Origin of the sequence: Geodermatophilus maliterrae (genome assembly GCF_041018925.1) — a bacterium.
GTDB lineage: Bacteria > Actinomycetota > Actinomycetes > Mycobacteriales > Geodermatophilaceae > Geodermatophilus > Geodermatophilus maliterrae.
Map to the genome: position 1 here is coordinate 14,838 of NZ_JBFNXQ010000041.1, position 26,873 is coordinate 41,710.

Here is a 26,873-nt window from a genome sequence, read left to right on the forward strand (position 1 = left end):
CCACGGACGACGGGAGGGTGGCATGGACCAGCAGGAGTGGACCCGGGTCGTGGAGGCCGCCACGCGGGCGCCGTCGATCCACAACACCCAGCCCTGGCTCTTCCGGGTGGACGGGGACCGGCTGGCGGTGCGGACCGACCCCTCGCGGGCGCTGGCCACCCTGGATCCCAGCGGCCGGCAGCGGGTCCTCAGCTGCGGGGTGGCCGTGGAGTTCGCCGTCGTCGCGCTGACCGCGGCCGGGTACGCCACCGAGGTCGACGTGCTCCCCGACGCCGGCGACCCCGACCTGCTGGCCACCGTGGCCGTCCCCGGCCGGTACGAGCCGGACGAGGAGGACGGGGTGCTCGGGCAGGCCATCGCCGCCCGGCACACCGAGCGGGCGCCCTTCCTGCCGCGGGCCGTGCCGGGCGAGCTCGTCGACCGGCTGCAGGCGACCGCCGGGGCCTTCCGCGTGTGGCTCCGCCCGATCAGCGGAGCCGACGAGGAGGTGGCCACGGTGTTCCTGCTCTCCCGCGCCGAGGAGATCGAGCAGGGCGAGCCGGAGTACCTGGCCGAGCTGGAGCGGTGGATGCGCACCGACCCCACGGCCGTCGACGGGATCCCGGTCGGCGCCGTGCCGGGCGAGGACCCGGCGACCCGGCCGTCGAACTGGCTGGTCCGGGACTTCGTCGTCGGTTCGCGCCCGGCCGGCCGGAGGCACGGGCTGGACCCCGACGCGCCGCCGCCGGAGGTGGAGCGCCCGGCCGTCGTGCTCCTCGGCACGGACGGCGACGACCGGCAGGCCTGGCTGACCGCCGGCCGGGCGCTGGGCCGGGTGCTGCTGGAGGCCACGGCCGCCGGGCTGGCGGCGTCCCCGCTCACCCAGGCGCTGGACTGGCCGGCGACGCGGGCGCAGCTGCGCTCCCGGCTCTCGCTCGGCGGGCACCCGCAGATGCTGCTGCGGCTGGGCTACCCGGCCGGCGACCGGGCCCCGTCGACCAACCGGCGCCCCGTGCCCGACGTCCTCACCTTCGCCGGGTGACGGCGCGGGCCCGGTCGGGGACCTCGGACCCTTCCGCGCAGTGGGCCTCCCGGGTGGGATGAGGGCAACCGGCCGCGCGGACCGGCGAGGAGGTGCGCCGTGGACCCGACGCCGCGGACGCCGCCGCAGGGTGGCGTCGTCGTGGGGGTGGACGGCTCGGCGTGCGCGCGGGCGGCGCTGGCCTGGGCCGGCCGCATGGCCGCGCGCGGTGGCCTGCCGCTGACCGTGGTACGGGCGTGGAGCATCCCGACGGCGCCGCGACCGGACTGCTGGGAGCCGGGCTACGTGCCGCCGGTCTGGGAGTACGAGCGCGCGGTGCGGGCGGCCCTGGCCGACGACGTCGCCGCGGCCGGCCTGCCCGAGGGGCTCGCCGTCGACTGCCGCGCCGAGCACTGCGCCCCGGTCGACGCGCTCGTCGCCGCCTCGTCCGGCGCCGACCTGCTGGTCGTGGGCGCGCGGGGCCGGGGTGGTGCACACGGGCGGCTGCTGGGGTCGGTCGGCTCGTCGGTGCTGCGGGCGGCGCACTGCCCGGTGACCGTCGTCCGCTCGGGTACCGCGCAGCGGCCGGGCTGGGCGGAGCGGGTGCGCGCCTAGACGGGGCGGCCCGCGCGGCCGCCGTCGGTACCGAGGACGCCCGGGCCGGTGCCCGGGCCGGGCGAGAGGAGAGGGACATGGACCCGTCGGAGTCCCGTGGGCCACGGGAGGGCGCGTGGGAGATGACGCCCGGGGAGAAGCTCATGGCGCAGTGGGAGGCGCAGCACGACGTCGCCGCCCGCGGGCACCGCTGCGACCCGCTCGGCGTCCAGCACCAGCTCAGCCGCGCCCGGGTCGCGGAGCGGACCCACGCCCACGCGCCGCACCCCCGCCGCACCGGTTCGACGGCGGCCGGGTCGACGCCGGGCACGCCCGCGGTGGGGACCGTGTCCGGGACCGCCGCGGCGACCCGGCCCCCGGAGGTCGCGTCCGCACACGAGACCCCCGCACACGAGACCCCCGCACACGGGGACCCTCGGCACGAGACCCCTCGGCAGACCCCTCGGCACGAGGCCCCTCGGCACGAGGCTCCCCGGCACGAGGCTCCCCGGCACGAGGCCCCGATCGAACGGCGGCACCCGTGGCTGCACCGGCTGACGCGTCGCGGTGGTCGCCCGTGACGTGACCGGCGTCGTCAGGGGCGGTCGTCCCGGCCAGGTGGCCGGCGGCCGGCTCACTCCCGACCCGGCCGCCGGGGCGCAGCCCGCGGCCGGCCGAGCACCGCCGCGGCGCGGGTGCCGCCGAGCCGGGCAGCCGTCCGCAGCAGGTGCGCGCGCTGGGCCGGCGGCAGGGCGGTGAACGTGCGGGCCATCGCCGCGGCCACCGCGGCGGGGGAGGAGCCGACGTCGAGGTAGGCCGCCCAGGTCCGCTCGGGCAGGGTGAAGAAGGCGGCGAAGAACGCGTCGGTGGCCGCGGTGTCCAGCGGCAGCAGCACCTCCAGGCCCAGCCCGAGCAGCCCGGCCGTCGTCCGGGGGCGGGCAGCCCGCACGGCCCCCCGAGCGGCCGGGGCCCCGCCGTCCGCCAGCGCCGCGGCGACCCGCGGGCCCAGCCGCAGCGAGGACGCGACGCTGTAGCCGGTGGCCGGGTGCACCAGCCCGGCCGCCGCGCCCACCGGCGTGCCGGCGCCGCCGGCCCGGGGCGGGGCGTCGAGCGGGATGGCCACCCGCTCGGGTCCGCCGGCGGGCCGCAGGCCGTGCGCGCCGAGCAGGGCGGTCAGCCGGGCACGGAGGTCGGCCAGCGGCACCGGCGGGCGGGCGGCCAGCGAGGTCGCCTCCAGCAGGACGGTCCCGTCGTCGAGCGGGAGGCCGTAGAGGAACGCCGGCGGCGCGGCCGGGTCGGCCAGCGCCGCCCAGTCCATGAGCAGCGCCCCGCCGGGCGGCACGAGGTCCTCGACCGGGCCGGCCACCACCTCGCCCCAGGCCCGCTGCTGCGCGGTGCCGGGGCCGCCGCCGCGCGCGTCGAGCACCAGGCCGGCGGCCAGCTCGCGCCCGTCGGCCAGGACGGCGACCTCGCGCCCGCCCTCGGCGCGCAGCCCCGTCACCCGGCCGGGCACGAGCTCCCCGCCGGACCCCTGCAACCGGTCGAGCAGGGCGGCGTGGACGACGTCGTTGCGCAGCCGCGCGTACCGCCGGGTCAGCCGCCGCTCCCCGCCCGCGGCGGTGCGCACCACGGTGGGGGAGTACGCCGCCGCGACGGCGGCCGGGTCGAGCCCGAGCCCGGGCGCCGCCGACTCCAGCTCGTCGGCCCACAGGCAGTAGGTGGCCGGCCAGGGCGACAGCGACCCGGCGACGACGGCGGTGCGCAACCCGGCGGCGGCGCAGGCGGCCGCGGCCGACAGCCCGGCCGGCCCGGCTCCCGCGACGACGACGTCGTGGTGGGGTGCGGGCACCGCCGCAGCCGACCACACGCGCCCGGGTCGCGCACCAGCGACCCCTCGACGCGACGGTGCCCGCCGCCCCCAGCGAGGGGACGACGGGCACCGTGCCGAGCGGGAGGAGGTCAGTGGGTGGAGCCCGCCGCCGCCTTGCGCAGCGCATCGCCGGCGTCGCGCTGGCCGGGGCCGGCGTTGGTCGCGTCGGCCGGCAGCTCGTCGTCGGACGGGCCGTCGTGGTCGTCGATCATGGTCGCCTCGTCGAACGGGGAGTCGCCCGACAGCGCCGCGGACAGCTGCTCGCGGTCGAGCTCCTTGGTCCACGTGGCGATCAGGACCGTGGCGATCGCGTTGCCGGCGAAGTTGGTCACCGCGCGCGCCTCGGACATGAACCGGTCGATGCCGACGATCAGGCCGACGCCGTCGAGCAGGTCCGGACGGTGGGCCGAGAGCCCGCCGGCCAGCGTGGCCAGGCCCGCACCGGTGACGCCGGCGGCGCCCTTCGATGCGATGATCATGAAGACCAGCAGGCCGATCTGCTCGCCGACCGTCAGCGGGTCGCCCAGCGCCTCGGCGATGAACAGCGAGGCCATCGTCAGGTAGATGGCGGTGCCGTCGAGGTTGAAGGAGTAGCCCGTCGGGACGACGATGCCCGCGACCGGCGCGCTGACACCGGCGTGCTCCATCTTGGCGATCAGGCGCGGCAGGGCGGTCTCCGACGACGAGGTGGAGACGATCAGCAGGAACTCGCGGCCCAGGTACTTCAGCAGCGAGAAGACGTTGATCTTGGCGACCACGCGCAGGATCAGGCCGAGGATGACGAACACGAACACCGCGCAGGTCGCGTAGAAGCCCAGCATGATGATCGCGAGGCTCTTCAGCGCGTCGATCCCGGTCTCGCCGACGACCGCGGCGATCGCACCGAAGGCGCCGATCGGGGCGACCCACATGACCATCGCGAGGATGCGGAAGACCAGCTTCTGGAAGTGGCCGATGCCGCGCAGGAGCGGATCGCCGGCGCGCCCCATGGCCTGGATCGCGAAGCCGGTGAGCAAGGCGACCAGCAGCGCCTGCAGCACCGAGCCCTCGGTCAGCGCCGACACCAGGGTGGTCGGGATCAGGCCGAGGATGAAGTCGGTCGTGCCGCCGGACTCCTCGGCCGTGCCGGCCAGCTCGGCACCCGCGCCGCGCAGCTCGTCGGACAGCTGCAGCCCGTCACCGGGGTGCAGGATGTTGCCCACGACCAGGCCGATCGCCAGGGCGACGGTCGACATGAGCACGAAGTAGCCGAGCGCCAGGCCACCGATGCGGCCGACCTTGGCCGCCTGCCGGATGGCGCCGATGCCCAGCACGATCGTGCAGAAGATGACCGGCGCGATGAGCATCTTGATCAGGCCCACGAACGCGGTGCCGAGCCACTTGAGCGAGACGGCGAACTCGGGGAACGCGAAGCCGACCGCGATGCCGAGGACGACGGCGGCGATGACGGCGATGTAGAGCCAGTGCGTGCGATCACGCTTGCCGGCCGCTGTGCCAGCTGCCATGAGTGCTCCTGGTGAGTCGAGACGGCGCCCGGGGCCGGGCGGTGGTCGCTCCCAGTGGGCCGGACGCCGTGACGGGGGTCACGCATGCGTTCATTGCGTTCACGAGGTGGACCCCGGCGACCGAGGCCTCCGTGTCGGGCCGCCGGGCGGGGACACTGCGGAGCGTGCCGATCCTCCCCCGCCGGACGCGGGCCCGCAGGGGGACGAGCCTGGCCCGGCAGTTGCTGTGGCTGCAGGCGCTCGTCCTGCTCGCCGTGGTGGCGACGGCGACGGTGGTCGCCTACCTCGACGCCCGCGCGGCCGTGCAGCGCGCCGCCGAGCAGCGCACGACCGCCGTGGTCGAGAGCCTGGCCGACTCGCCGCTGGTGGTGGACGCCGTCACCGCCGCGGACCCGACCGCGGTCCTGCAGCCCTTCGTCGAGCAGGTGCGCACCGACACCGGGCTGTCCTTCATCACCGTGATGGCGCCCGACCGCACCCGCTTCACCCACCCGGACCCGACGCAGATCGGCCGGCCCTTCGTCGGCACGATCACGCGCGCGCTGGCCGGCGACACCTTCACCGAGACCTACACCGGCACGCTCGGCCCCTCGGTGCGCACCACCGGCCCGGTCCTGGACGCCGACGGCGCCGTGGTGGCGCTGGTGTCGGCCGGCATCACCGTCGACGTCGTCGGGGCCGACCTCGCGACCGCCGTCCCGGGGATCCTCGGCACCGCGGCGGTGACGCTGGCGGTCGGCGCGCTGGGCAGCTGGGCGGTCAGCCGCCGGCTGCGCCGGCAGACCGGCGGCCTCGACGCGACGACGATGGCCGCGATGCTCGAGCACCACGAGGCGGTGCTGCACGCCGTCCGCGAGGGGCTGCTGCTCCTGGACGGCGAGCAGCGCGTGCGGCTGGCCAACGACGAGGCGCGGCGGCTGCTCGACCTCGACGGCGACCCCGCCGGGCGCCGGGTCGACGAGCTGGGCCTGCCGGCCGAGCTGGCGCAGGCGCTGGCCCGGCCCCAGCGCGGCGTCGACGAGGTGCACCTGACCGACACCCGCGTGCTGCTGGTCAACCGCTCGCCCACGCGCGCCTCCGGCCGGGACGCGGGCTCGGTGGTCACCCTGCGGGACCACACCGAGCTGCAGGCGCTCACCGGCGAGCGCGACAGCGTGCGGGCCTTCGCCGAGTCGCTGCGCGCCCAGGCGCACGAGGCGGCCAACCGGCTGCACGCCACCGTGTCGCTGGTGGAGCTCGGCCGCAGCCGGGAGGCGGTCGAGTTCGCCACCGCGCAGCTGGCCTCGGCGCAGCAGCTCACCGACCGGGTGGTGGGCGCGGTCGAGGAGCCGGTGCTCGCCGCGCTGCTGCTCGGCAAGGCCGCCACTGCCGCCGAGCGCGGGGTCCACCTCGACGTCGACCCCGGCACGGCGGTGGGTGTCACCGGCATCCCGGGGGGCGACCTGGTCACCGTCGTCGGCAACCTGCTCGACAACGCCATCGACGCCGCCCTCGCCGGCGAGCCGCCGCGCGAGGTGCAGATCGGCGTCTGGGAGGACGGCGACCGGCTGGAGGTCCGCGTGGAGGACAGCGGTCCCGGGCTGACCGAGGAGGAGGCCCGGCTGGCGTTCCGGCGCGGCTGGTCGACCAAGACCCACCCGGACGGCGCCCCGGCCGGCCTGGGCCGCGGGCTGGGCCTGGCCCTGGTCGAGCAGGTGGTCCGCCGGCACGGGGGCACGGTGGCGGTGCGGCCGGGCCCGGGCGCGGAGTTCCGGGTGTCGCTGCCGCTGGCCGCGCCGGCGCAGGTGCGCGAGCGGGTGACCCCGTGATCAGCGTGCTCGTCGTCGAGGACGAGCCGGTCGCCGCCGAGGCCCACCGCGCCTACGTCGACCGCACCGACGGGTTCACCACGGTCGGCGTCGCCGGCACGGGCGCGGCGGCCCTCGCCGCGCTGACCCGGACGACGGTCGATCTGGTCCTGCTCGACCTGCACCTGCCCGACGCCTCCGGCCTGGACCTGTGCCGGCGGATCCGGGCGGTGGGCGCCGACGTCGACGTCCTCGCCGTCACCTCGGCGCGGGAGCTGGCCACCGTGCGGGCCGCGGCGGTGCACGGCGTCGTCGGCTACCTGCTCAAGCCGTTCACCTACCCCGCACTGCGGGACCGGCTGGTGGCCTACGCCGAGTACCGCGCGCGGCTGACCGCGGGCGGGGACGCCGCCGGGCAGGCCGAGATCGACCGGGTGCTGGGCACCGTCCGCCCGGCCCGCGCGGCGCCGCTGCCCAAGGGCATGGGCCGCGAGACGCTGGACGCCGTGGTCGCCGTCGTCCGGCAGGGAGCGGCGGTGTCGGCGGCGGAGACCGCGGAGCTCATCGGCGCCTCGCGGATCACCGCCCGCCGCTACCTGGAGTACCTCGCCGAGGCGGGGCTGGTCGACCGCGTGCCCCGCTACGGCGGCGCGGGCCGCCCGGAGCTGGAGTACCGCTGGCGGTGAGGAGGCGGCATGGATCCCGCACCGGTCGCAGTGCCCGTCCCCGGGGCCGTCCTCCCCGGGGACCTCGCCGTGCCGGCGGCCGCCCGCGGGGTGGTGCTCTTCGCCCACGGCAGCGGCAGCAGCCGGCAGAGCCCGCGCAACCGCCAGGTCGCCGAGGCACTGCGGGGGGCGGGCTTCGGCACCCTGCTGCTCGACCTGCTCACGGCCGCCGAGGAGGAGGTCGACGACCGCACCCGGGAGCTGCGCTTCGAGGTCGGGCTGCTCGCCGGCCGGCTGACCGCGGCGGCCGACTGGCTGTCCGGCGCCGCGGCCGGCCTGCCGCTGGCGGTCTTCGGCGCGAGCACGGGGGCGGCCGCCGCCCTGGTCACCGCGGCCGACCGGCCCGAGCGGGTGCGGGCGGTCGTGTCCCGCGGCGGCCGGCCCGACCTCGCCGCCGACGCGCTCGACCGGGTGCGGGCGCCGACGCTGCTGGTCGTGGGCGGCGCCGACGAGCAGGTGCTCGCGCTCAACCGCGCGGCCGCCGCCCGGCTGGCGGGGCGGTGGGAGGTCGCGGTCGTGCCGGGCGCGACCCACCTGTTCCCCGAGCCGGGCGCCCTGGAGCAGGTCGTCGACCTCACGACGGGCTGGCTGTCCCGGTGGCTGCCGGCGGAGCGGCCGACCGGTCAGGCGGGGTCGCCGTCCACGTAGACCCAGCAGCCGTCCACCCGGCGGAACCGGCTGTGCTCGGCCTGCAGGTGGTCCGCGCCGCCGGCGCGGGCGTGCGCGCGGAAGGTGACCGTGTCCTCGGCGTCGAACAGGCCGCCGCCGGTGGTGGCCAGCACCTCCAGCCCCGTCCAGCGCACCGCCGGGTCGAGCTCCAGCGACCGCGGCCGGGTGCCCGGGTCCCAGGTGGCGAGCAGGTACGCGGGGTCGCCGACGGCGAAGGCGCTGTACCGCGAGCGCATCAGCTGCTCGGCGGCGGCGGCCGCCGTCCCGTCGTGCAGCCGCCCGCAGCACTCGCCGTAGGGCAGACCGGTGCCGCAGGGGCAGCGCTTCGGGGTCACTCGGTCAGTGTGGACCTGTGCTGGGGGGCGGGATCGGGGGTGCCCGTCAAGGCGTCTCGAATCTGTTGACAGCCGCCTGACCCGCGGGTTCGGGGTCGTGCACCGCCCTACTGATCCACGCTCCGATGGCGGCGAGGTCTCGATGGATCACGATCCTGGTGGTGACCGCCTGAGTCGTACCCGTGAACCGGAACTCGGGAGGTCACATGCGGGTATGGCTTGGGTCGGTGGTGTGGGCAGCCGTAGGTGTCGCAGTGAGCATCGTCGGCCCCGTCGCCGATCGGCCGCTGTGGCCATGCGTGGCACTGGCTGGCGCTTCTCTGTTCGGGGCCGTCCTGATGCTGCCGCTTCGCGAGCCTGACGGGGGCCCCATCCAGCACCTTCATCACAGGGGACGCGGACGGCTCGACGTTCAGCCGAGTGGACGCTCAGGCGGACATCTTCATCGACGGGTCGGCCCGGCGTACGCGCCTGTTCGACGTGATCTCCCGGCCGCCGACACGGCGGCGACCCTGATGCCGATCCGTTCCTCTCGCTGCCGGGCGTGTGGTCCAACCGCCGAGACGACTCGCTCCATCGCGAAGCGCGACGACATCGCCCTGTGCGGCTGCGGTGCGTGGCAGCGGCGACAGATCGATGCGACGGCGGGGTTGCTCCGTAGCGGGGCCACTCGATGTGACGCTGACCAACCTCGACACCGTCAATTGCGCTACTGCCATCCGCATGGACGGCGGGCATGCGGTGGTTCGTGGACTGCGGGTCCTGGAGACACCGATCGCCGACGCGGACATGGTGGACCTCTGTAGCGGGTGCCCCGTGCCGGGGCGCTCAGTCCTCCGCGAGCCAGACGGCGGTGTCGGGCGGCAGGGCCACCGAGCGGCCGGGGGCGTGCACGCCGGCGCCGGAGGTCAGCAGCACCTCGCCGCGCGAGCGGACGAGCGCGGTGCCGGTGCCCATGTTGACCACGCAGCGCACCGTCCGTCCGCCGCCGGTGCAGCGGACGGTGAGGACGTCGCCGCGGGTGCTCACCGTCGCCTCGCCGGTGCCCAGCGCGGGGTGCTCGGCGCGGATGGCGAGGGCCTCCCGGTACAGGTGCAGCACCGAGCTCGAGTCACGGGTCTGCCGCGACACCGCGTGCTGCCGCCAGGCCGCCGGCACGGGAAGCCACGGGCGGGCCGCGCCGGCGGGGGAGAAGCCCACCCCGGCCGAGGCGTTCCACGGCATCGGCACGCGGCAGCCGTCGCGGCCGGCGCGCTCGCCGTTGCTGCGGAAGAAGATCGGGTCGCGCTTGGCCTCGTCGGGCACGTCGGCCTGCGGCAGGCCGAGCTCGTCGCCGGCGTAGACGTAGGCCGAGCCCGGCAGGGACAGCAGCAGCAGCGCGGCCGCGCGGGCCCGGGCCAGGCCGGTCTCGCCGCCGCCGAAGCGGCTCACCATGCGGTCCTTGTCGTGGTTGCCCAGCACCCAGGAGACCGGCGCGCCCACGCGGCCGAAGGCGTCGAGGGCGCTGCCGATGGCCTCGGCGAAGGCCGGCGTCGACCAGGAGGACTTGAGCAGCCGGAACGACAGTGACTGGTGCAGCTCGTCGGGCCGGGAGTAGAGGGCCACCTCGTCGAGGTCGGCCAGGCAGACCTCGCCGACCAGCATGGTGCCGGTGTACTCGTCGCAGACCGACCGCCACCGGCGCCACACGTCGTGCACCTCGGGCTGGTTCCAGGTCATGGCCTGCTCGGGACCGTGGCCGAACAGGGTGGGGGAGTAGCTGCCCGGGTTGTCGCGCAGGCCGGCGTCCTTGTACAGCCCGTAGGCGACGTCGACGCGGAAGCCGCTCACGCCGCGGTCGAGCCAGAAGCGCAGGGTCCGCTCGAAGTCGTCGGCCACGACGGGGTCGCGCCAGTTGAGGTCGGGCTGCTCGGGTGCGAACAGGTGCAGGTACCACCGGCCGTCCGGGGTGCGCGACCAGGCCGGGCCGCCGAACAGCGAGCGCCAGTTGTTCGGCGGCTCCTCCGACGGCGGGGCGAAGTGGTAGCGCGACGCCTCGGGGCAGCCGGGGTCGGCCAGCGCCGCCTGGAACCAGGGGTGCCGGTCGGAGGTGTGGTTGGGGACGACGTCGAGCACCACGCGCAGACCCAGCTGCCGGGCGTCGGCCACCAGCGCCTCGACGTCGGACACGTCGCCGTACTCGGGGTCCACCGCGCGGTAGTCGACGACGTCGTAGCCGCCGTCGGCACCGCCCGAGGGGTAGTGCGGGTTGATCCACAGCGCGTCGACGCCGAGCCAGGCCAGGTAGGGCAGGCGGGCCCGCAGTCCGGCGAGGTCGCCGATGCCGTCGCCGTTGCCGTCGGCGAACGAGCGCAGGTAGACCTGGTAGACGACGGCCGAGCGCCACCACGGGTCCTCGGCCGACTGCGCCGGGGACGAAGGCCAGACCACCTGCTGCGTACCGGCAGCGGCGCCGGCGGCGACGAGTCGAGCGGACATGACCCTCTGATCGGCAGGCGGCCGGCTCCTGCTGCGGGGCGGGAGTCGACGAAAGCCACGCCCGTGGTTGGCAGATGTGCACCATGTCGGGTGCCCGAGGGTGCGACGTCCTGCCGGGGGGTCCGGCCCGCCCTACGCTCCCGCCGACCACCGAGCGAGGGGGACCCGTGCGTCAGCTGTTCACGAACTTCAGGAACTTCGCCTTCTCCGGCAGCCTCGTCGACCTCGCCGTCGGCCTGGCGATCGGCGCCGCGTTCGCGAGCGTGGTCGCGTCGCTGGTCGGCGACGTGATCCTGCCGCTGGTGGCCGCGCTGTTCGGGCAGCCGGACTTCGACGCGCTCGTGCTGACCGTGAACGGCTCGCAGATCCGCTACGGCTCGTTCCTCACCGCGCTCGTGTCGTTCCTGCTGCTGGCCGTGACGATCATGTTCCTCGTGCAGGCGATCCGGCGGGCGACCGGCCGGGAGACCGCCGGCGCCCAGGGCAGCCGCGAGTGCGACCACTGCAAGAGCTTCATCCCGGTGGACGCCTCGGTCTGCATGTTCTGCACCCGCGACGTGCAGCCGCTGGCCGGGTGACCCGGGTGTGCCGACCGCGACGGGGCTCACCCCGCCGGCCGGATGGCCGGACGGGCGGACGGCGTTGCACCAGCGCACGGAAGTCACGAGTCGCCGACGAGGCGGCAGGGAGCACCACACCATGAGCCACGCGCTGTCCACCCGCCCGACCACCTGTCTGCGTCACCCCCGGCACGTCTGGATCGCCAGCTGTGCCGACTGCACCGCCTGGTACCTCGCCGGCCTCAAGGCCGGTCGCGGGGAGCAGGCCCCGGTGTCCGGTCCGCGTCCCGGCGGGGAGCCCGCCGGGCAGACCGCGTCCGTGGCCTGAGCAGGGACCCGCTGCCCCCACCGCTCGCGGTGGGGACCGGTCCGCTCGGCGGCGTCGCCGGCCCCGGTCCCCACCCCGCAGTGGATCCCGCCTGCCCGGGGAGCGGGCTCGTCCCGGCCTGGTTCACTGGCCGTTGAACGTTTGACGACAGGCGGGCGTCCCCCGCCGACGATCCGGAGGGAGACCGCCGTGCACCTCGGCGTCGACAGCTTCGTGGCGGCGGTGACCGACCCCTCGACGGGGCACGTCGTCGGCCCCGCGGAGCGCATGGAGCACCTGCTCGAGGAGATCGAGCTGGCCGACCGGGTGGGGCTGTACTCCTTCGGCATCGGCGAGCACCACCGGCCCGAGTACTACGACTCGGCGCCGCCGGTGATCCTCGCCGCGGCGGCCGCCCGCACCTCCCGCATCCGGCTGGGTAGCGCCGTGGCCGTGTTGAGCGCCGCCGACCCGGTCCGGGTGTTCCAGCAGTTCGCCACGCTCGACCTGATCGCCAAGGGCCGCATCGACCTGGTGGTCGGTCGCGGCTCGTTCACCGAGGCGTTCCCGCTCTTCGGGCTGTCGTTGGCCGACTACGACGAGCTCTTCGACGAGAAGCTCGACCTGCTGTTGCGCATCCGGGCCTCGGAGGAAGTCACGTGGTCGGGGCGGCACCGGCCGGCGCTGACCGGGCAGGGCGTCTACCCCCGCCCGGTCCAGGACCCGCTGCCGATCTGGGTCGGCGTGGGCGGCTCGCCGGAGTCCTTCGTCCGCGCCGGGCTGCTCGGCCTGCCGCTCATGGTCGCGATCATCGGCGGCGAGCCGCGGCAGTTCGCGCCCCTGGTCGACCTCTACCGCCGTGCCGGCGCCCAGGCCGGGCACGCGCCCGAGGCGCTGCAGGTCGGGCTGCACGTGTTCGGCTACGTCGCCGAGAGCACGCGGGCCGCGGCCGACACCATCTACCCGGGCTGGCACGAGATGTTCGCCAAGATCTCCCGCGAGCGTGGCTTCGCCCAGCCCAGCCGTGCCCAGTTCGACGCCACGAGCGGCCCGAACGGCGCCTTCTTCATGGGCGACCCCGACTCCATCGCGGCGAAGCTGCAGCGGGTCTCCGAGCAGCTGGGCGGGGTGCAGCGCATCTCGCTGCAGATGACCAACCCACGCCTGGCGCACGCCGACCTGCTGCGCGGCATCGAGCTGCTCGGCACCGAGGTCGCCCCGCAGGTCGCCGACAGCTGACGGTCCGGTGGGGCCCGCTCAGGGCCCGACCGGGCGGCGACCGGTGAGGGCCAGCAGCCGCTCCTGGGCGGTGCTGCCCTCGTCGGTGGGCAGCGCCGCGGCGTACATGCCCGTCTGTGCCAGCTGTTCGCCGAGCGCGCGCACGCCGCGCAGGGTCACCTCGGCCGTCTCGGGGTCGAGGTCCGTGGCGCCGCCGACCGCGGTGGCCAGGTCCCAGCCGTGCAGCAGGGGCTCGATGACGGCGGTGTCGAGCAGAGCCGGCAGGGGGAGCTCGCCCAGGGGCGTGCGCAGGACCGCGTCGTCGGTCACCGCGGCCAGCGCGGCAGCCACCTCCTGCCGGGCCCGCCGCCAGGCCGCCGCGGGGTCGGGGTCTGCGGGGCCTGCGGTCCCGGGCCGGGGAGGTGCGCCCCGGAGCATCGCGGTCACCTGCGCCTGACCGTCGGCCAGGTGGCCCAGCAGCTCGCGCACGTCCCAGTCGGGGCACGGTGTGGCGAGCCCCCACTGCGCGGGCCGGATGCCGGCGACGACGTCGTCCACGCGGTCCAGTGCCCGCAGGTACCGGTCGCGGGCCGTGCTCACGCGTCCACCCGCAGGTGCGCGCGGAGCGCGTGCCAGGCCGCGTCGGCGACGACCGCGGCCACCGCGCCGGCGGGCTCCTCGCCACCGGCGGTCAGCCAGCCCCGCGCGACGTCGTTGGCCGGCCCCAGCCACAGCGCGTTGACGACGGGCAAGGCGGGCTGCCCGCTCCACCCGTGCCGTCGCAACCAGGCCGCCACCTCGGCGAAGAAGCGCCGGCTGTCCTCGACCACCTCCGGAGGGACCGCGGCCCGCAGTGCAGGCGGCCGGGCGGAGAGCAGCAGCACCGCGACCCGCGGGTTCTCCCGCACCCAGGCCAGGTGGCGGACGACGACGCCCCGCACCCCCTCGCGCGCGCCCGTCGACATGCGCAGCTCCACCAGCAGTGCGCCGTCGTGCTCGACGAGACCGGCGGCGACCACGGCCGACTCGAGGTCCTGCCGGGTGGGGAAGTGGTGGAACAGGCTGCCGTTGCTCACCCCGGCGCGCAGCCGGACCTCCTGCATCGAGATCTCCTCCCACCCGCGGTCACGGGCGCCAGCCAGTGCCGCCCGGACGATCGCGTCCCTGCTGGTCGAGCCCCTCGCGTTCACGGAGTAGCACTCTAGAGCAACGCTCTACCAGGAGGAAGGTGTCAGCTCCCGGCGAGCAGCCCCCGGACGGCGTCGAGGTCGTCGGCCTCGGCCGGGGTCTTGTCCGGCCGGTAGCGCACGACGCGGGCGAACCGCAGCGCCACCCCGCCCGGGTAGCGGGGACTGCGCTGGACGCCGTCGAGGGCGACCTCGACCACCAGCTCCGGCCGCAGCCGCACGCCCCACGCCGGCGTCTCGGCGGCGAGGCCGGGGAAGGTCGCCGTCTGCCAGTCGAGCAGCTCGTCGGTCATGCCCTTGAACGTCTTGCCGACCATCACCGGCTCGCCGCCGTCGGGGTCGCGGGCGCCGAGGGAGATGTTCGACAGCTTCCCGGTGCGGCGGCCGTAGCCCCACTCGGCGGCCAGCACGACCAGGTCGAGGGTGTGCACCGGCTTGACCTTCTGCCACGCCCGGCCGCGCCGGCCAGCGGCGTAGGGCGCGTCCAGTGCCTTGACGACGACGCCCTCGTGGCCGGCGGCCAGCGCGCCGTCGAGCACGCCGGCGGCCTGCTCCTGCGTCGGCCGGCGGACGCCGGGCATCCGCAGCGGGGCGTGCTCGTCGGCGGCCAGCAGCCCGGCGAGCGCGTCGAGGCGGACGGCCAGCGGTTCGTCGACGAGGTCGCGGCCGTCGAGGTGCAGCACGTCGAAGAGGAACGGGCTCAGCAGCACCGCGGCAGTCCCGTCCCCACCCGTCCCGGCGCTGCCGAAGCGGCTCATCGTGTCCTGGAACGCCCGCGGGGCGCCGTCGTCGTCCAGTGCGAGCGTCTCGCCGTCGAGGACGGCCCGCTCGCACGGCAGGGCACGGACGCGCTCGGCCAGCTCGGGGACGGCGCCGGTGACCTCGCGCAGCGTGCGCGTCCACACCCGGACGTCGTCCCCGTCGCGGTGCACCTGGATGCGCGCTCCGTCGAGCTTGTACTCGACCGTGACGTCGGCGCCGAGATCGGCGAGCACGGCGTCCAGCGAGGAGCCGGGGCCGGCCAGCATGGGCCGCACCGGGCGGCCGACCTCCAGCCGCACCTCCGCCAGCGCACCGGCGCCGCCGGTCAGGGCGGTGGCCGCCGTCCCCGGCAGGGAGCCCGACAGCATCGCGGCCCGGCGGACGAGTCCGGCGGGGACGCCGGCCGCCGCGGCCACCGCGTCGAGGACCACGCCCTCGAGCGCCCCCTGCCGCAGCTCCCCGGCGAGCAGGCGGACGAGGAAGCGCTGCTCGTCGGCGGTCGCGGCGGTCATCAACCCGGACAGCGCGGTCTCGCGGCGGGCGGCGGACCCGGCGCCGCCCTCGGCGGCGAGCGCGGTGAGGGCGGCGTCGACGTCGGCCACGGTGAGCGCCGGCGCGGACGCGGGGTCGGACGTGAGCCGGGTGAGCGTCCGCCAGCCGACACCCAGGCGCCCCTGCAGCGTGTCACCGGCCAGCCAGGCGGTCACCGGCGCCACCTCACCGGGCTCAGCCCTGCGCAGGACGTCGGCGATCGCCCGCGCCTTGGCCGTGCGCGCGCGGGTGGCCGCCACCGCGGCGGAGGCGGCGACGACGTCGGCGAGCAGCACGCGAGCACTCTCGCACCCGGGGCCGACACGAGCCCGGGTCCGTGCACTTCCGCGGATGTGCACGGTCGTCGTCCCCGAGCGAGGGGTCAGCGGCGTGGCAGGGCGAGCGCGGCGACCAGGCCGGCGGCCACCACCGCCGTGCTGGCCGCGAACGCGACCTGGTACGAGGCCACGTCGGTGAGCCAGCCGGCCACCAGCGGACCGGCCACGGCCCCGAGGTCGGCCGACATCTGGAACACCGCCACCACCCGGCCGCCCCGGACCGGGCTCACGTCGCCGACCAGGGCCGCGGGCACGCTGGCGAGCAGCGCGGCGGCCAGGCCGTAGGTCGCCATCGACAGCAGGAACACACCGGTCGCCGGGGGCAGTGCCAGGAGCGCCAGCGCGGCCGTGCCGGTCGCCGTCCCGAGGAGCAGGCTCGGCCGCCGTCCCCAGGTGTCGGCCAGCCGGCCCGAGCGCAGCAGCGCCAGCGCCTGTGCCGCCGAGCCGGCCAGCAGGCCGGCGCCGGCCCAGGCCGCGCTGCGGCCCAGTTCCTCGGTGACGTAGATCGGGACCAGCGAGTTGCGGACGCCGAACAGGACCCAGCCGACGCCGAGGTTGGTGACCAGGGCCGCGACGTAGGCGCGCGAGCGCAGGGCCGACCGCAGCGGTACCGGGCCGGAGGCGGGGTCGCCGGGGACCCCGGCGGGTGCCGCGGCCCGCTCGGTCGCCGACGGGCGCAGCAGGACCAGCGCCACCACGCCGGCGACCAGCAGGGCCACCGCGTAGAGGAAGAAGGGCAGGCGTGGCGACACCTCGGTGAGCAGGCCACCGGCCGCGGGTCCGGCGATGCCGCCCAGGATGAAGCCGCCCTGGTAGGTGGCGGCGGCCCGGCCGCGGGAGGCGGCGGGCGCCACCCGCAGCAGCAGCGCCAGCGCGGCCACGGTGAACATCGCGCTGCCGACCCCTCCGGCGGCGCGCAGCCACAGGAAGACGGGGAACGAGGTGGCCAGCCCGGCCAGGCCGGTGGTGACCGCCACGACCGCCAGCCCGGTGGCGAGGACGACGCGCTCCCCGAGGCGCTCGACCAGCGAGCCGCCGCCGAACGCGGAGACGAACCGGAAGAACGCGAAGGCGCTCACCGCGAGGCCGACCGCGGTCGTCCCGACGCCGAAGGACCGGGCGAACAGCGGGATGGCCGGGGCGACGATGCCGAACCCGAGGGCGACGACGAAGGCGACGACGGCGAGGACACCGACCTCGCGGGGGAGCCCGTCCACCCCCCGTCCCCGCACGGGCCGATGCTCGCAGGCGGTGCCGACGCCCCGGCGGGCGGTCCGGCCACGGGGCGGTCACGGTCCGGCGTGGTCACGGCCCCGGGACCCGGGTAGGGCGGAGCCGTGGACGTGCGCAGACTCGTGCTCGGTGACTGGACGCCCGTGGTCAGGGACGGCATCGACGTCCTGCGGCTCGTGATCCTGGGCGGCGCGGTCGCCTACGCCGTGGCGGGCCGGACGGGCGCCGCGGCGGTGCTGCTGGTCATGGGGGCGGTCACCGTCGTCGCGCGGCTGGTGAACCTGCCGCGGGTCTACGACCTCGCGGTGACGGCGGGGATGGCACTGCAGGGGTTCGGCGAGACGCTGGGGCTCTACGACCGGTTCGTCCGCTTCGACGACCTCGTGCACTTCACGCTGCCCATGCTCACCGCGCCCGTCGTCTACATCGCCCTCGCCCGCCTCGACGTCGTCCCCGACCCCCGGGACGAGACGCACCTGCGGCACTACGTGGGCATCGCCGTCGTGACCGCGGCCCTCGGCGTCACGGTCGGGGCGCTGTGGGAGGTCTACGAGTGGCGCTCCGACGCGTGGCTGGGCACCCAGCTCTCCGAGGGCAACGACGACACGAACGGCGACCTGGTGCGCGACACCCTGGGCTCGCTGGCCGGCGCGGCGCTGCTGGTCGTCTGGGCACGCTTCGGCTGGGGCTCGGTCCGGCGGATCCCCGGCGTGAACACCCACGAGGAGGTCAGCGCCTGACGGGCGGGTACGGGGGAGCCGTGCTCACCCGTCGTGACCTGCTGATCGCGGCCGGCCGGGTCGCCGGCGCCGGACTGCTGGCCGGGTGCGGGGTGCAGGTGCCGGGCGCCCCGCCCCGGACCGGGGACGCGGCCACCCTGACCGCACGCCCGGGAGCCGCACCCGACGTGCCGGCCCCGCCTCCGGGCACCCACCCGCTCGGCCTCGAGCAGACCCGGGACCCGCTGCTGCACGTGCCGGCGACGGGGGTGGCCGGGCCGGTGCCGCTGGTCGTCGTCCTGCACGGCGCGGGAGGGGATGCCGAGTCCGGGCTCGCGCTGCTGCGCTCACTCGCCGACGAGCGGGGGCTGCTCCTCCTGGCCCCCGCGTCCCGCGAGTCGAGCTGGGACGCCGTCGTCCGGGGCTACGGACCCGACGTGGCCGTGGTCGACCGGGCGCTGACGGAGGTCTTCGCCACCGTCCCGGTCGACGCCGGGCGGGTGGCCGTCGCCGGCTTCTCCGACGGCGCGACCTACGCCCTCGGCCTGGGACTGGCGAACGGCGAGCTGTTCCGACGGGTCGTCGCCTTCTCCCCGGGGTTCGTCCCCCCGGCACCGCGCGCCGGGCGACCGACCGTCTTCGTCTCCCACGGGACCGACGACGACGTCCTGCCGATCGACCGCACGAGCCGCGAGGTCGTCCCCGCCCTGCGCGACGACGGGTACGACGTCACCTACCGGGAGTTCGGGGGCGGCCACGTGGTGCCGCCGGAGGTGGCCCGGGAGGCGGTCGACTGGCTCGGGAGCAGCCGGGACTGACGCAGCGCTCAGCCGACCTCCTCGGCGAGCCGGCGGACCGGGGCGGACCAGGCGGCGGGCGCGGTCCAGACGAAGCTGTGCGCCCCGGGCACGGACCCGAACCGGCCGTCGCGGGCGAGGCCGGCCAGCGAGCGGGCCCACTCCTCGGTGCACAGCAGGTCGTCCTCGCCGTGCAGCACCAGCACGGGGACCGGGACCTGTGGGACGACGTCCTCGAGCCGGTCGGTCAGGTGGACCCGCACGGCGTGGACGACCCGGCGCATCCCGGCCCGCTGCCGCTCCGGCCGGTGGGCCTCGTCGAGGTCCGAGGGCTCGAGCCGGTGGTTCCGGTACCAGGCCCGCAGCACCCCGCCGAGGGTCCGGAACCGCGGGTCGACCGTCGGGCTGGCCAGCACCAGGGCCCGCACGCCCGGGGGACGCCGGAGCGTGGCCCGCGCGGCGACCTGGGTGCCGCCGGAGTGCCCGGCCAGCACCACGCGGCCCGGCCCCGCAGCCGCGAGCCAGGACACCACGGCGTCGCCGAACTCGACGACGTCGAGCTCGTGCGGCGGCTCGCCGCTGCCCGAGAAGCCCGGCAGCTCCACCAGGTGGGCGCGGGTCCAGGTCCCCAGCGCCCGCAGCCCGGGGACGAGGTAGTCGGCCACCCCGATGCCCTGGACCAGCACGACCTCGGCGACCCCGTCGCGGGGCCGGCCCACCGACCGGCTGCGCACCCGCCCGTACGGCGTCTCCCGTTCAGTCGTGTCCAGCTCCGTCGACAGCGGGCACCTCCAGCGGGCCGAGTGGGGCGCGGCGTGCGTGCCGGGACGGCGCGCACCGACGGCCAGTGTGGCCGCTGTCGGGCACCGGGTGCGCGGCGAGCGTGTGCCTGGTTGGCTGCCGACGGCGGCTCAGCAGACCGGCCGCCGGGGTCACCGAGGGGAGCAGCCCGTGGCCAGGACCATCGCAGGCATGTCCAAGCAGACGCTGGCGCGGGCACTGGGCGGCGCCGGAGCGGCGTTCGGGGCGGTCAGTGTCGTCGCCCCCCGAGTGGTGGCCACCGGGTACGGCGTCCCGCCGACGCCGCAGGGACTGCAGCTGCAGCGCCTGTTCGGCAGCCGGGCGCTCGCCCTCTCCGTCTCGGCGCTGACCGCGCGCACCGCGGAGGAGGTCGACCGGGGACTGGCCCTGGTCGCCGCCGCGAACCTCCTCGACGTGCTCACCGCGCTGGGGGCGGCCCGCGGGTCGGGCCGGGCCACCACGGTGCGGGCGGTGGCCAGTTCGGCCGTGTACGGCGCGGCCGCGCTGGCGGTCCGGGCGATGGAGGACTGACCGCGGGACCTGGACGCTGCCCGGTCAGGCCACCGCCGGTGGGCTGGCGACGGCCGCAGCGGTCACGACCGTCGGAACACCCGCCCAGGACGGACGGCGCACTCGGCCGCGTGGCTGCGCGCGAGGCTCGCCAGGGGTGATCGGGCGAGACCGCACGGTTGCGCAGGGTCACCGACAGGCGGTGCCGAGCAGGTGCGGCCGGTCCGCCCGGGGAACGCCGGGGTAGGTGGTCGGCTCCGTACACACCTCTCACCAGGAGTGACACATGGCAGAGCAGCCAGCGACGACGAACGTCTCCCAGCCGGTCACCGACGACAGCATCAAGGTCCGCCAGCTGAGCCACTACCAGTTCTCCTGGACCGCCCAGGAGCCCGGCTCACCGGGCGTCTACACCCTGCAGCTGGTGCTCGACCAGGGCGCCTGGGAAGAGGTCCTCACCCTCTCGCCCGACGACGCGGACGCCCTGCAGGACATGCTCCGCGACAGCGGCGTCGTCCACTACGACGTCGGCCGCCGGGTGCTGATGTTCGGCACGACCCCGGTCTCCGGCTGACCCGACCGGGCGGTCACCGCTCGTCCGGGTAGGGCGGGGCGCTGTCGGCGACGACGGCGCCCCGCTCGCCCAGCGGCCGCTCGGGCCCGACCGTGGAGTCCCGGGACGTCTGCCGTTCGGCCTCGGCGTTGACCACCGCGCCCAGGACGACGAGGAACACGCTGAGCCACAGCCACGCCATGCTGATCGCCACGCCGGCCAGCGAGCCGTAGGTGGCCTGGTAGTTGCCGAGGCTCTGCACGTAGGCGAACAGCGCGGCCGACGTCGCCAGCCACAGCACCGTCGTGAGCACCGCGCCGCCGCTGATCCACCGCCAGCGCGCGTCCTTCCGGTCCGGCGCGCACCGGTAGAGCACGGCGAGCACCGTCGTCATCAGCAGGGCCAGTCCCAGCCAGACGGCCGCCGGCGTGACGGCGCGGACCGGGCCGGGTGCGCCGTCGAGCGTCTCCGACACCAGGCCCGCCACGGTGATCACCGCGCCGAGCAGCACCGCCCCGCCGAGCACCAGCACGAGCCCGAGCCCGCTGCGGCGCAGGAAGCTGCGGGTCTCCTCCTCGTGGTAGGCGAGGGTCAGCGCGTCGACGAGGTAGGTGGCCGCGGTGGTCGCCGTCCACAGCGCCGCGGCAAGTCCGCCGAGGCCCCGCCAGGTGAGCACCTGGCCGGAGGCGGCCGTGATGGTGGTCAGCTGCTCGGCGACCAGGGGCTCCAGGTCCGTGGGGAGCATGCCGGCCACCGCCGACAGCTGCTCGAGCGCCTCCGCGGGAGTGGTGACCGCGCCGTAGATCGACAGCGCCGTCACCAGCACCGGGGCGATCGACAGGATGGCGAAGAAGGCGACCGCGGCGATCAGCGCCATGAGCCGCTCGTCGAACGAGTGCCGGACGGCGCGCCGCACCACCCGCCACCAGCCCCGCGGCGGGATGTGGTGCGGCGAGACCGCGTCGTGCGGGCCCACCTGGTGCGGCACCGCGCCGCCGGTCACCGCGCCGTCCGGCCGGGGACCTGCCGACCCCACCGGTGTGCCCGTCCCGGCCCCGACGCCGCGCGCCTCCGCCATGGGGGGAGTGTGCTCCGGCTCCCGGTCCCCGGCACGCTCCCGACCGGTCCTCCCCACAGGGGATCCCCGGACCGGTACCCCGGCCCGGGACCGGGGTCGGTTCCGGGCGCTCCCCGATGTGCCGGGGCACCCGCTCCCGGCAGGCTTCCTGCCATGACATCGACCCCGTTCCCCACCCCCGAGACCGTTCCCCCGCAGGCCGTCCCGCCGCAGACCGTCCCCCCGCAGACCGGGCGGCCCCAGCTCCGGCGCAGCCGCACCGACGCGGTGCTCGGCGGCGTCAGCGGCGGCCTGGCGGCGCACACCGGCACCGACCCCGTGCTCTGGCGGGTGGCGTTCGTCGGGCTCACCGTCGCCGGTGGCGTCGGCGCCCTGCTGTACCTGCTGCTGTGGGTCCTCGTGCCGCAGGAGCCGCTCGGCCCCGGCGAGACCGCCCGCCCGGTCGACCGCTTCGTCGACGACCTGCACGTGCGACTCGCCGGCCCCACGGCCCGGCGGGACTGACCGGTCGCTCAGCCGGCCAGGTGCGCCTGCTTGGGCGCCAGCCCCTGCAGCGCCTCGGCGGCCACCCGGTCCCGGGACGCGCCGGAGGCGGCGACCACCGCGGCACCGACCAGGCCCTCGACCAGCGGCGCGGGGGAGAGCACCACCCGCGCCCGCTGGTCGTCGTCGAGGAACTCCAGCGCCGTCTCGGCCGACAGGACGGCGCTGCCGAGGTCCATGAGCACGACGACGCCGTCCCCGCCGTCCACGGCGGTGACCGCGTCGGCGATCGCGGTCGCGTCGGTGCCCAACCCGCCGTCGACGTCGCCGGCCGCGATGCCCACGGCGAGCTCGCGGCCGGGCAGCATGCCGCGCGCCAGCTCGACCGCCGCCTCGGCCAGCGCACGGCTGTGCGAGACGACCACCAAGCCGACGGTCACGAGCCGCCGGCCAGCGCGGTCGCGGCGGCCTGCACCAGCAGCGCCGCCGAGGTGGCGCCCGGGTCGGCGTGGCCGGCGCTGCGCTCGCCCAGGTAGCTCGCCCGGCCCTTCCGGGCGACCAGCGGCACGGTCGCGTCCCGTCCGCCCGCGGCCGCCTCCGCGGCGGCCCGCAGCGCGTCGGGCAGGTCGCGGCCCTCGGCCAGCGCGGCGTCGAGTGCGTCGCAGGCGGGCGTGAGCGCGTCGAGCATCGTCTTGTCGCCGGGCTCGGCCTTGCCGCGGGCGGCCACGCCGTCGAGCCCGGCCCGGACCGCGGCGGCGAAGGCGGAGGCGTCCCCGCCGTCGAGCGCGCCGGCGGCCCGGAGGAAGAACGTGCCGTACAGCGGGCCGCTGGCGCCGCCGACCGTCTTGATCAGCGTCGTCGCCACCGTCTTGAGGACGGCGGCGGCGTCGTCGGCCGGCCCGCCCTCCAGCGCGGCGACCACCGCGGTCATGCCGCGGTCGAGGTTGGCACCGTGGTCGGCGTCGCCGATGGCGGCGTCGAGGCGGGTCAGCTCGTCGCGCTGCTCGTGCACCAGCCGGGCGAACTCGGTGACCCAGGCGGTCAGGCCCGCGGCGTCGACGGCTGCTCCCGCGGCTCCGGCCACGCTCAGCCGCCCCAGCGCAGCGCCGGGGTGCGCACCGGGGCGTCCCACAGCCGCAGCAGCTCGTCGTCGGCCCGCAGCAGGGTGACCGAGCAGCCGGCCATGTCCAGGCTGGTCATGTAGGAGCCGACCAGGTTGCGCGCGATGCCGACGCCGGCCTTCTCCAGCACGGCGGCGACCTCGGCGTACATCAGGTACAGCTCCAGCAGCGGGGTGGCGCCCATGCCGTTGACGAAGGCGATCACGCCGTCGCCGCCGGTGAGGTCGAGGTCGGCCAGGATCGGCTCGACGAGCATCTCGGCGACCTCGCGGGCCGGCGCCAGCGGCACCCGGCGCCGCCCGGGCTCGCCGTGGATGCCGATCCCGATCTCCATCTCGTCCTCGGGCAGGTCGAACGTCGGGCGGCCCGCGGCCGGGACGGTGCACGAGGTCAGCGCCATGCCCATGCTGCGGCCGGTGGCGTTCACCCGGCGGGCGACGTCGGCGACCTCGGCCAGTGGCCGGCCCTCCTCCGCGGCCGCCCCGGCCAGCTTCTCGAGCAGCACGGTGACGCCGACCCCGCGCCGTCCGGCGGTGTAGGTGCTGTCCTGCACGGCGACGTCGTCGTCGGTGACGACGGCGACGACCTCCGTGTCGGACTCGGCGGCCACCAGCTCGGCGGCCATCTCGAAGTTCATGACGTCGCCGGTGTAGTTCTTCACGACGTGCAGCACCCCGGCGCCGCCGTCGACGCCCTGGGTCGCGGCCACCACCTGATCGGGTACGGGGGAGGTGAACACCTCGCCGGCACAGGCGGCGTCGAGCATGCCGGCGCCGACGAAGCCGGCGTGCATCGGCTCGTGGCCCGACCCGCCTCCGGAGACCAGGCCGACCTTGCCGCGCACTGGTGCGTCACGGCGGAAGACGACCCGGTTCTCGGAGTCGACCCGGAGCTCGGGGTGGGCGGCGGCCATGCCGCGGAGCGCGTCGGCGACGATGTCGGCGGGGTCGTTGAGCAGCTTCTTCACCGGGGGCTCCTGGCGTCGGCCCTGCGGGGAGTGACCGCGGTCACGGGACGTCCGGAGGCTAGGGAGCGGGCACCGGCCGGCACAAGACCGGGCCGGGGCCCGTCCGGTGTCCGTGCCGGCCGGCTCGGCGACACTGGTCCCGTCATGGGGACGGCGACCGGGGCGAGGACGGGAGGCGGCAGGCCCGGCAAGCCCCTGCCCGACGTGGTCGCCCCGGACCTCGACGTCCTGTTCTGCGGCATCAACCCGTCGCTGCTCTCGGCCGCCCGCGGGCACCACTTCGCCCGCCCGGGCAACCGGTTCTGGCCCGCGCTGCACCTGGCCGGGCTCACCCCGCGCCGGCTGGCACCGGAGGAGGACCGGGAGCTGCTGCGGTACGGCCTCGGGGTGACCAACCTCGTCGACCGGCCCACCCGGACCGCCGCCGAGCTGCGGCCCGACGAGCTGCGCGACGGCGCGGTGGCGCTGGCCGCCCTGGTGGCGCGGTACCGCCCGCGGGTCGTGGCCGTCCTCGGCATCACGGCCTGGCGGCTGGCCACCGGCGAGCGGGCCCGGGCCGGCTGGGGCCGGCAGCCCCACCGGCTCGGCGGCGCGGAGACGTGGGTGCTGCCCAACCCCAGCGGCCTCAACGCCGCCTACCAGCTGCCCGACCTCGCCCGGCTCTACGGCGGGTTGCGGACGCCTCCGGACCAGTCGCTCGGCTCACCGTCCGGCCGGTAGCGGCTCGGACTCGCCGGCCAGCTGACCGACCAGCGCGACCGCGGCGTCGAGGTCCAGACCGGACCCCTTGGCCACGGCGGCGGCCAGCGCGGCCGGGTCGAGGGCGGCCTCGACGGCCGTGACGTAGCGACCGCCGTCCACCGGGTCCATCCGGAGGGGGTCGTAGCCGACCAGCCGGGCGGTGGACCGCACCGCACCCAGCAGGACGGCGCCGGTGCGGGCCCGGCCGGCGGCGGTGGCGGCACCGACCGCGGTGAGCAGCCCGGCCAGCGTGCCGGTGGCGTCGCCCTCGCGGTGGGTCAGGTCGACCATGCGCCACAGGTCGCCCAGCGCCTCGTCGGCGCGGCCGAGCTCGGTGAGCACCTTGGCGCGGATCCACAGCACCGACGAGTGCGCCCACGAGTGGCCCAGGCCGAGCGCGAGCTGTTCGGCCCGCGCCAGGTGCTCCAGCGCTCCCTCGGCGTCGCCGGCCACCCGGGCGAACTGGCCCAGCGTCATCGCGATCTCGGCCTGCACCCACTCGATGCCCGAGGCCTGCGCCAGATCCAGGCCGCGGGCGATGTCACGGGCGGTCTCGCCATCGGGGTCGGCCTGACCCAGCAGCGCCCGGACGAACCCGCGCAGCACCAGGGCCAGCGCCAGCACGCCGTCGTGCTCGTCGGGGGCCGCGGACACGATCTCGTTGGTGCGCGCCCAGATCGAGGCCACGTCGCCCGAGAGGTAGGCCAGCAGCGCGTCACCGAGCAACGCGCCGCTGCGCACCTGCGGCGGTGCGTCCGGGGTGGCGTCCAGCGCGCTGGACAGCCAGCGGCGGCCCTCCTGGACGTGACCGCGGCGGTACCACCACCACGACAGCGCGGCGCCGATCCGCAGCGCCAGCTCGCCCTGGCCGGTGGCCAGCGTGTGCGTGAGCGCCGCGCGCAGTGCTGGCTGCTCGGCGTCGAGCAGCCGGGCGCTGTCGGTCCACCCGGCGCGCCGCAGCGTCGGCTCCAGCCGCTCGGTGAGGCCGACGACGTAGCCGGCCAGCCGGTCCCGCAGCCGCCGCGCGTCGGCCTCGGGAAGACCCTGCTCGGCGTACTGCCGCAGCGTCTCGAGCACGCGGTGCCGGCCCGTCCCGTGGTCGAGCTCGACCAGCGACTTCGACACCAGCACCCGCAGCAGCTCCCGCGCGCCGCCGCCGACCTCCGGCCCGGCCACCGCCTCGACGGCCTCGGCGCCGAAGCTGCCCGGCAGCACCGCCACGGCCTGGAACACGGCCAGCTGGGGTGGGGTGAGCAGGTCCACGCTCCACCGGACGGTGGCCGCCAGCGTCCGCTGGTGCGGGACCGCGGTGCGCCAGCCGCCCGACAGCAGCGCGAAGCGGTCGTCGACCCGCCCGGCGACCTCGGCCAGCGGCAGCGTGGTCAGGCAGGCCGCGGCCAGCTCGACGGCCAGCGGCAGTCCGTCGAGGGCCACGACCACGTCACGGACCCGCGCCAGGTCCTCCTCCGACGGTTCGGCCAGGTGCGGGGCGACCAGCCGGGCGCGGTCGAGGAAGAGCCGCTCGGCGTCGCTGCCCGGGGCGCCGGCCGGCATCGGCCCGCACGGCAGCACCGCCTCGCCGGGCAGCCCGAGCGGCTCGCGCGAGGTGGCCAGCACCTGCAGGTCGGGACAGCGGGGCAGCAGCGCCGCGCACACCGTGGCGGCCGCCTCCACCACGTGCTCGCAGTTGTCGAGCACGAGCAGCAGCGGCCGCTCCTGCAGGGCGGTGGCGACGGCGCCGAGCGGGTCCCCGGCGGTGAGGCTGACCCCGAGGACGGTGGCCACCTGCGCGGCGACCAGGTCGGGGTCCTCCACCCCGGCCAGCTCGACCAGGGCGGCGGGCGGGGCGCCGTCGGGACGGCGGCGGGCGGCCTCCAGGGCCAGCCGCGTCTTGCCGCTGCCGCCGGGCCCGACCAGCGTCACGAGCCGGCAGCTGCCCAGCGCGGTGGCGACGGCGGCCAGCTCCCGGGTGCGGCCGATGAAGGCGGTCAGCGGCACCGGCAG

Annotated in this window: 29 protein-coding genes; 15 read left to right on the top strand and 14 right to left on the bottom strand. The window is 76.6% G+C overall.

Annotated elements, in window-relative coordinates; genetic code table 11:
• Window positions 1–22: 22 nt before the first annotated feature.
• The 3 genes from ABQ292_RS13915 to ABQ292_RS13925 all read left to right on the top strand — a co-directional run bounded on the left by ABQ292_RS13915 (window position 23) and on the right by ABQ292_RS13925 (window position 2,175).
• The gene (locus tag ABQ292_RS13915; RefSeq protein WP_369207310.1) at window positions 23–1,021 is read left to right on the top strand and encodes an Acg family FMN-binding oxidoreductase; all 999 of its coding nucleotides are present in this window, start codon (window positions 23–25) and stop codon (window positions 1,019–1,021) included.
• Window positions 1,022–1,120: 99 nt separating this feature from the next.
• Complete coding sequence (locus ABQ292_RS13920) at window positions 1,121–1,615, top strand: universal stress protein (protein WP_369207312.1); 495 nt, start codon at window positions 1,121–1,123, stop codon at window positions 1,613–1,615.
• A 77-nt stretch (window positions 1,616–1,692) separates the two neighbouring features.
• Complete coding sequence (locus ABQ292_RS13925) at window positions 1,693–2,175, top strand: hypothetical protein (RefSeq protein ID WP_369207313.1); 483 nt, start codon at window positions 1,693–1,695, stop codon at window positions 2,173–2,175.
• 53 nt (window positions 2,176–2,228) lie between these two features.
• Here ABQ292_RS13925 and ABQ292_RS13930 read toward each other — a convergent pair whose 3' ends face one another.
• Complete coding sequence (locus tag ABQ292_RS13930; protein ID WP_369207315.1) at window positions 2,229–3,443, bottom strand: lycopene cyclase family protein; 1,215 nt, start codon at window positions 3,441–3,443, stop codon at window positions 2,229–2,231.
• Window positions 3,444–3,553: 110 nt separating this feature from the next.
• Complete coding sequence (locus tag ABQ292_RS13935) at window positions 3,554–4,969, bottom strand: cation:dicarboxylate symporter family transporter (protein ID WP_369207317.1); 1,416 nt, start codon at window positions 4,967–4,969, stop codon at window positions 3,554–3,556.
• Between the two features lie 164 nt (window positions 4,970–5,133).
• Between ABQ292_RS13935 and ABQ292_RS13940 the strand changes: the two genes are divergently transcribed.
• The 3 genes from ABQ292_RS13940 to ABQ292_RS13950 are packed head-to-tail and all read left to right on the top strand — an operon-like array spanning window position 5,134 to window position 8,129.
• The gene (locus ABQ292_RS13940) at window positions 5,134–6,777 is read left to right on the top strand and encodes a sensor histidine kinase (RefSeq protein ID WP_369207319.1); all 1,644 of its coding nucleotides are present in this window, start codon (window positions 5,134–5,136) and stop codon (window positions 6,775–6,777) included.
• On the top strand, window positions 6,774–7,442 hold the full coding sequence (locus tag ABQ292_RS13945; protein ID WP_369207321.1) for a response regulator: 669 nt from the start codon (window positions 6,774–6,776) through the stop codon (window positions 7,440–7,442). Before ABQ292_RS13940 ends, ABQ292_RS13945 begins: the two co-directional genes overlap by 4 nt.
• 9 nt (window positions 7,443–7,451) lie before the next feature.
• Window positions 7,452–8,129 (top strand): dienelactone hydrolase family protein, encoded by a 678-nt coding sequence (locus ABQ292_RS13950; protein WP_369207323.1) that lies wholly within the window; start codon window positions 7,452–7,454, stop codon window positions 8,127–8,129.
• On the opposite strand, the gene ABQ292_RS13955 is transcribed toward ABQ292_RS13950, so the two are convergent.
• Together ABQ292_RS13955 and ABQ292_RS13960 are read right to left on the bottom strand one after the other, a co-directional pair.
• Window positions 8,105–8,485 carry a YchJ family protein gene (locus ABQ292_RS13955; RefSeq protein WP_369207325.1) on the bottom strand — a complete coding sequence of 127 codons (381 nt, stop codon included), beginning with the start codon at window positions 8,483–8,485 and terminating at the stop codon, window positions 8,105–8,107. The two genes, ABQ292_RS13950 and ABQ292_RS13955, sit on opposite strands and share 25 nt — an antisense overlap.
• Before the next feature lie 828 nt (window positions 8,486–9,313).
• A complete protein-coding gene (locus ABQ292_RS13960; RefSeq protein WP_369207327.1) occupies window positions 9,314–10,963 on the bottom strand; it encodes a glycoside hydrolase family 13 protein in 1,650 nt (549 codons plus the stop codon).
• A gap of 167 nt (window positions 10,964–11,130) precedes the next feature.
• Between ABQ292_RS13960 and mscL the strand changes: the two genes are divergently transcribed.
• The 3 genes from mscL to ABQ292_RS13975 all read left to right on the top strand — a co-directional run bounded on the left by mscL (window position 11,131) and on the right by ABQ292_RS13975 (window position 13,069).
• Window positions 11,131–11,541: a large conductance mechanosensitive channel protein MscL gene (gene mscL / locus ABQ292_RS13965; protein ID WP_369207329.1), complete on the top strand. Its 411-nt coding sequence runs from the start codon at window positions 11,131–11,133 to the stop codon at window positions 11,539–11,541.
• A 121-nt stretch (window positions 11,542–11,662) separates the two neighbouring features.
• Complete coding sequence (locus ABQ292_RS13970) at window positions 11,663–11,851, top strand: hypothetical protein (RefSeq protein WP_369207331.1); 189 nt, start codon at window positions 11,663–11,665, stop codon at window positions 11,849–11,851.
• 189 nt (window positions 11,852–12,040) lie between these two features.
• Window positions 12,041–13,069, top strand: a complete 1,029-nt coding sequence (locus ABQ292_RS13975; RefSeq protein WP_369207333.1) for an LLM class flavin-dependent oxidoreductase — start codon at window positions 12,041–12,043, stop codon at window positions 13,067–13,069.
• Window positions 13,070–13,087: 18 nt separating this feature from the next.
• On the opposite strand, the gene ABQ292_RS13980 is transcribed toward ABQ292_RS13975, so the two are convergent.
• The 4 genes from ABQ292_RS13980 to ABQ292_RS13995 all read right to left on the bottom strand — a co-directional run bounded on the left by ABQ292_RS13980 (window position 13,088) and on the right by ABQ292_RS13995 (window position 17,083).
• The gene (locus ABQ292_RS13980) at window positions 13,088–13,648 is read right to left on the bottom strand and encodes a TIGR03086 family metal-binding protein (RefSeq protein ID WP_369207335.1); all 561 of its coding nucleotides are present in this window, start codon (window positions 13,646–13,648) and stop codon (window positions 13,088–13,090) included.
• Complete coding sequence (locus ABQ292_RS13985) at window positions 13,645–14,238, bottom strand: TetR/AcrR family transcriptional regulator (RefSeq protein WP_369207337.1); 594 nt, start codon at window positions 14,236–14,238, stop codon at window positions 13,645–13,647. The genes ABQ292_RS13980 and ABQ292_RS13985 overlap by 4 nt, the downstream gene beginning before the upstream one ends.
• Window positions 14,239–14,279: 41 nt before the next feature.
• The gene (locus tag ABQ292_RS13990; RefSeq protein WP_369207339.1) at window positions 14,280–15,824 is read right to left on the bottom strand and encodes an ATP-dependent DNA ligase; all 1,545 of its coding nucleotides are present in this window, start codon (window positions 15,822–15,824) and stop codon (window positions 14,280–14,282) included.
• 86 nt (window positions 15,825–15,910) lie between these two features.
• On the bottom strand, window positions 15,911–17,083 hold the full coding sequence (locus ABQ292_RS13995) for an MFS transporter (protein ID WP_369207341.1): 1,173 nt from the start codon (window positions 17,081–17,083) through the stop codon (window positions 15,911–15,913).
• Between the two features lie 120 nt (window positions 17,084–17,203).
• Between ABQ292_RS13995 and ABQ292_RS14000 the strand changes: the two genes are divergently transcribed.
• Both ABQ292_RS14000 and ABQ292_RS14005 read left to right on the top strand, forming a co-directional pair.
• A complete protein-coding gene (locus ABQ292_RS14000; RefSeq protein WP_369207343.1) occupies window positions 17,204–17,839 on the top strand; it encodes a DUF2238 domain-containing protein in 636 nt (211 codons plus the stop codon).
• 20 nt (window positions 17,840–17,859) lie between these two features.
• Entirely contained in the window at window positions 17,860–18,636 is a 777-nt protein-coding gene (locus tag ABQ292_RS14005; protein WP_369207345.1) for an alpha/beta hydrolase, read from the top strand.
• An 8-nt stretch (window positions 18,637–18,644) separates the two neighbouring features.
• Here ABQ292_RS14005 and ABQ292_RS14010 read toward each other — a convergent pair whose 3' ends face one another.
• A complete protein-coding gene (locus tag ABQ292_RS14010) occupies window positions 18,645–19,349 on the bottom strand; it encodes an alpha/beta fold hydrolase (protein ID WP_369207347.1) in 705 nt (234 codons plus the stop codon).
• Between the two features lie 238 nt (window positions 19,350–19,587).
• Here ABQ292_RS14010 and ABQ292_RS14015 point away from each other — a divergent pair, with 238 nt between their 5' ends.
• Together ABQ292_RS14015 and ABQ292_RS14020 are read left to right on the top strand one after the other, a co-directional pair.
• A complete protein-coding gene (locus ABQ292_RS14015; RefSeq protein WP_369207349.1) occupies window positions 19,588–19,947 on the top strand; it encodes a hypothetical protein in 360 nt (119 codons plus the stop codon).
• A 265-nt stretch (window positions 19,948–20,212) separates the two neighbouring features.
• Window positions 20,213–20,500: a hypothetical protein gene (locus ABQ292_RS14020; RefSeq protein WP_204694274.1), complete on the top strand. Its 288-nt coding sequence runs from the start codon at window positions 20,213–20,215 to the stop codon at window positions 20,498–20,500.
• Window positions 20,501–20,513: 13 nt separating this feature from the next.
• On the opposite strand, the gene ABQ292_RS14025 is transcribed toward ABQ292_RS14020, so the two are convergent.
• Entirely contained in the window at window positions 20,514–21,557 is a 1,044-nt protein-coding gene (locus ABQ292_RS14025; protein ID WP_369207351.1) for a YihY/virulence factor BrkB family protein, read from the bottom strand.
• Window positions 21,558–21,710: 153 nt separating this feature from the next.
• Here ABQ292_RS14025 and ABQ292_RS14030 point away from each other — a divergent pair, with 153 nt between their 5' ends.
• Window positions 21,711–22,061 carry a PspC domain-containing protein gene (locus ABQ292_RS14030; RefSeq protein ID WP_369207353.1) on the top strand — a complete coding sequence of 117 codons (351 nt, stop codon included), beginning with the start codon at window positions 21,711–21,713 and terminating at the stop codon, window positions 22,059–22,061.
• 8 nt (window positions 22,062–22,069) lie between these two features.
• Here ABQ292_RS14030 and dhaM read toward each other — a convergent pair whose 3' ends face one another.
• The 3 genes from dhaM to dhaK are packed head-to-tail and all read right to left on the bottom strand — an operon-like array spanning window position 22,070 to window position 24,128.
• A complete protein-coding gene (dhaM, locus tag ABQ292_RS14035; RefSeq protein WP_369207355.1) occupies window positions 22,070–22,465 on the bottom strand; it encodes a dihydroxyacetone kinase phosphoryl donor subunit DhaM in 396 nt (131 codons plus the stop codon).
• A gap of 11 nt (window positions 22,466–22,476) precedes the next feature.
• On the bottom strand, window positions 22,477–23,124 hold the full coding sequence (dhaL, locus tag ABQ292_RS14040; RefSeq protein ID WP_369207357.1) for a dihydroxyacetone kinase subunit DhaL: 648 nt from the start codon (window positions 23,122–23,124) through the stop codon (window positions 22,477–22,479).
• A gap of 2 nt (window positions 23,125–23,126) precedes the next feature.
• The gene (dhaK, locus tag ABQ292_RS14045) at window positions 23,127–24,128 is read right to left on the bottom strand and encodes a dihydroxyacetone kinase subunit DhaK (RefSeq protein ID WP_369207359.1); all 1,002 of its coding nucleotides are present in this window, start codon (window positions 24,126–24,128) and stop codon (window positions 23,127–23,129) included.
• 204 nt (window positions 24,129–24,332) lie between these two features.
• Between dhaK and mug the strand changes: the two genes are divergently transcribed.
• On the top strand, window positions 24,333–24,848 hold the full coding sequence (mug, locus tag ABQ292_RS14050; RefSeq protein WP_369207361.1) for a G/U mismatch-specific DNA glycosylase: 516 nt from the start codon (window positions 24,333–24,335) through the stop codon (window positions 24,846–24,848).
• On the opposite strand, the gene ABQ292_RS14055 is transcribed toward mug, so the two are convergent.
• Window positions 24,831–26,873, bottom strand: a 2,043-nt coding sequence (locus ABQ292_RS14055) for an ATP-binding protein (protein ID WP_438940591.1), incomplete at its 5' end; no start/stop codon positions are given. The genes mug and ABQ292_RS14055 overlap by 18 nt on opposite strands.

Coding starts and splice junctions, on each gene's coding strand:
- ABQ292_RS13915 (WP_369207310.1), top strand. CDS start 23: ATGGACCAGCAGGAGTGGACCCGGGTCGTGGAGGCCGCCACGCGGGCG.
- ABQ292_RS13925 (WP_369207313.1), top strand. CDS start 1,693: ATGGACCCGTCGGAGTCCCGTGGGCCACGGGAGGGCGCGTGGGAGATG.
- ABQ292_RS13935 (WP_369207317.1), bottom strand. CDS start 4,969: ATGGCAGCTGGCACAGCGGCCGGCAAGCGTGATCGCACGCACTGGCTC.
- ABQ292_RS13950 (WP_369207323.1), top strand. CDS start 7,452: ATGGATCCCGCACCGGTCGCAGTGCCCGTCCCCGGGGCCGTCCTCCCC.
- ABQ292_RS13960 (WP_369207327.1), bottom strand. CDS start 10,963: ATGTCCGCTCGACTCGTCGCCGCCGGCGCCGCTGCCGGTACGCAGCAG.
- ABQ292_RS13970 (WP_369207331.1), top strand. CDS start 11,663: ATGAGCCACGCGCTGTCCACCCGCCCGACCACCTGTCTGCGTCACCCC.
- ABQ292_RS14015 (WP_369207349.1), top strand. CDS start 19,588: ATGTCCAAGCAGACGCTGGCGCGGGCACTGGGCGGCGCCGGAGCGGCG.
- ABQ292_RS14020 (WP_204694274.1), top strand. CDS start 20,213: ATGGCAGAGCAGCCAGCGACGACGAACGTCTCCCAGCCGGTCACCGAC.
- ABQ292_RS14025 (WP_369207351.1), bottom strand. CDS start 21,557: ATGGCGGAGGCGCGCGGCGTCGGGGCCGGGACGGGCACACCGGTGGGG.
- ABQ292_RS14030 (WP_369207353.1), top strand. CDS start 21,711: ATGACATCGACCCCGTTCCCCACCCCCGAGACCGTTCCCCCGCAGGCC.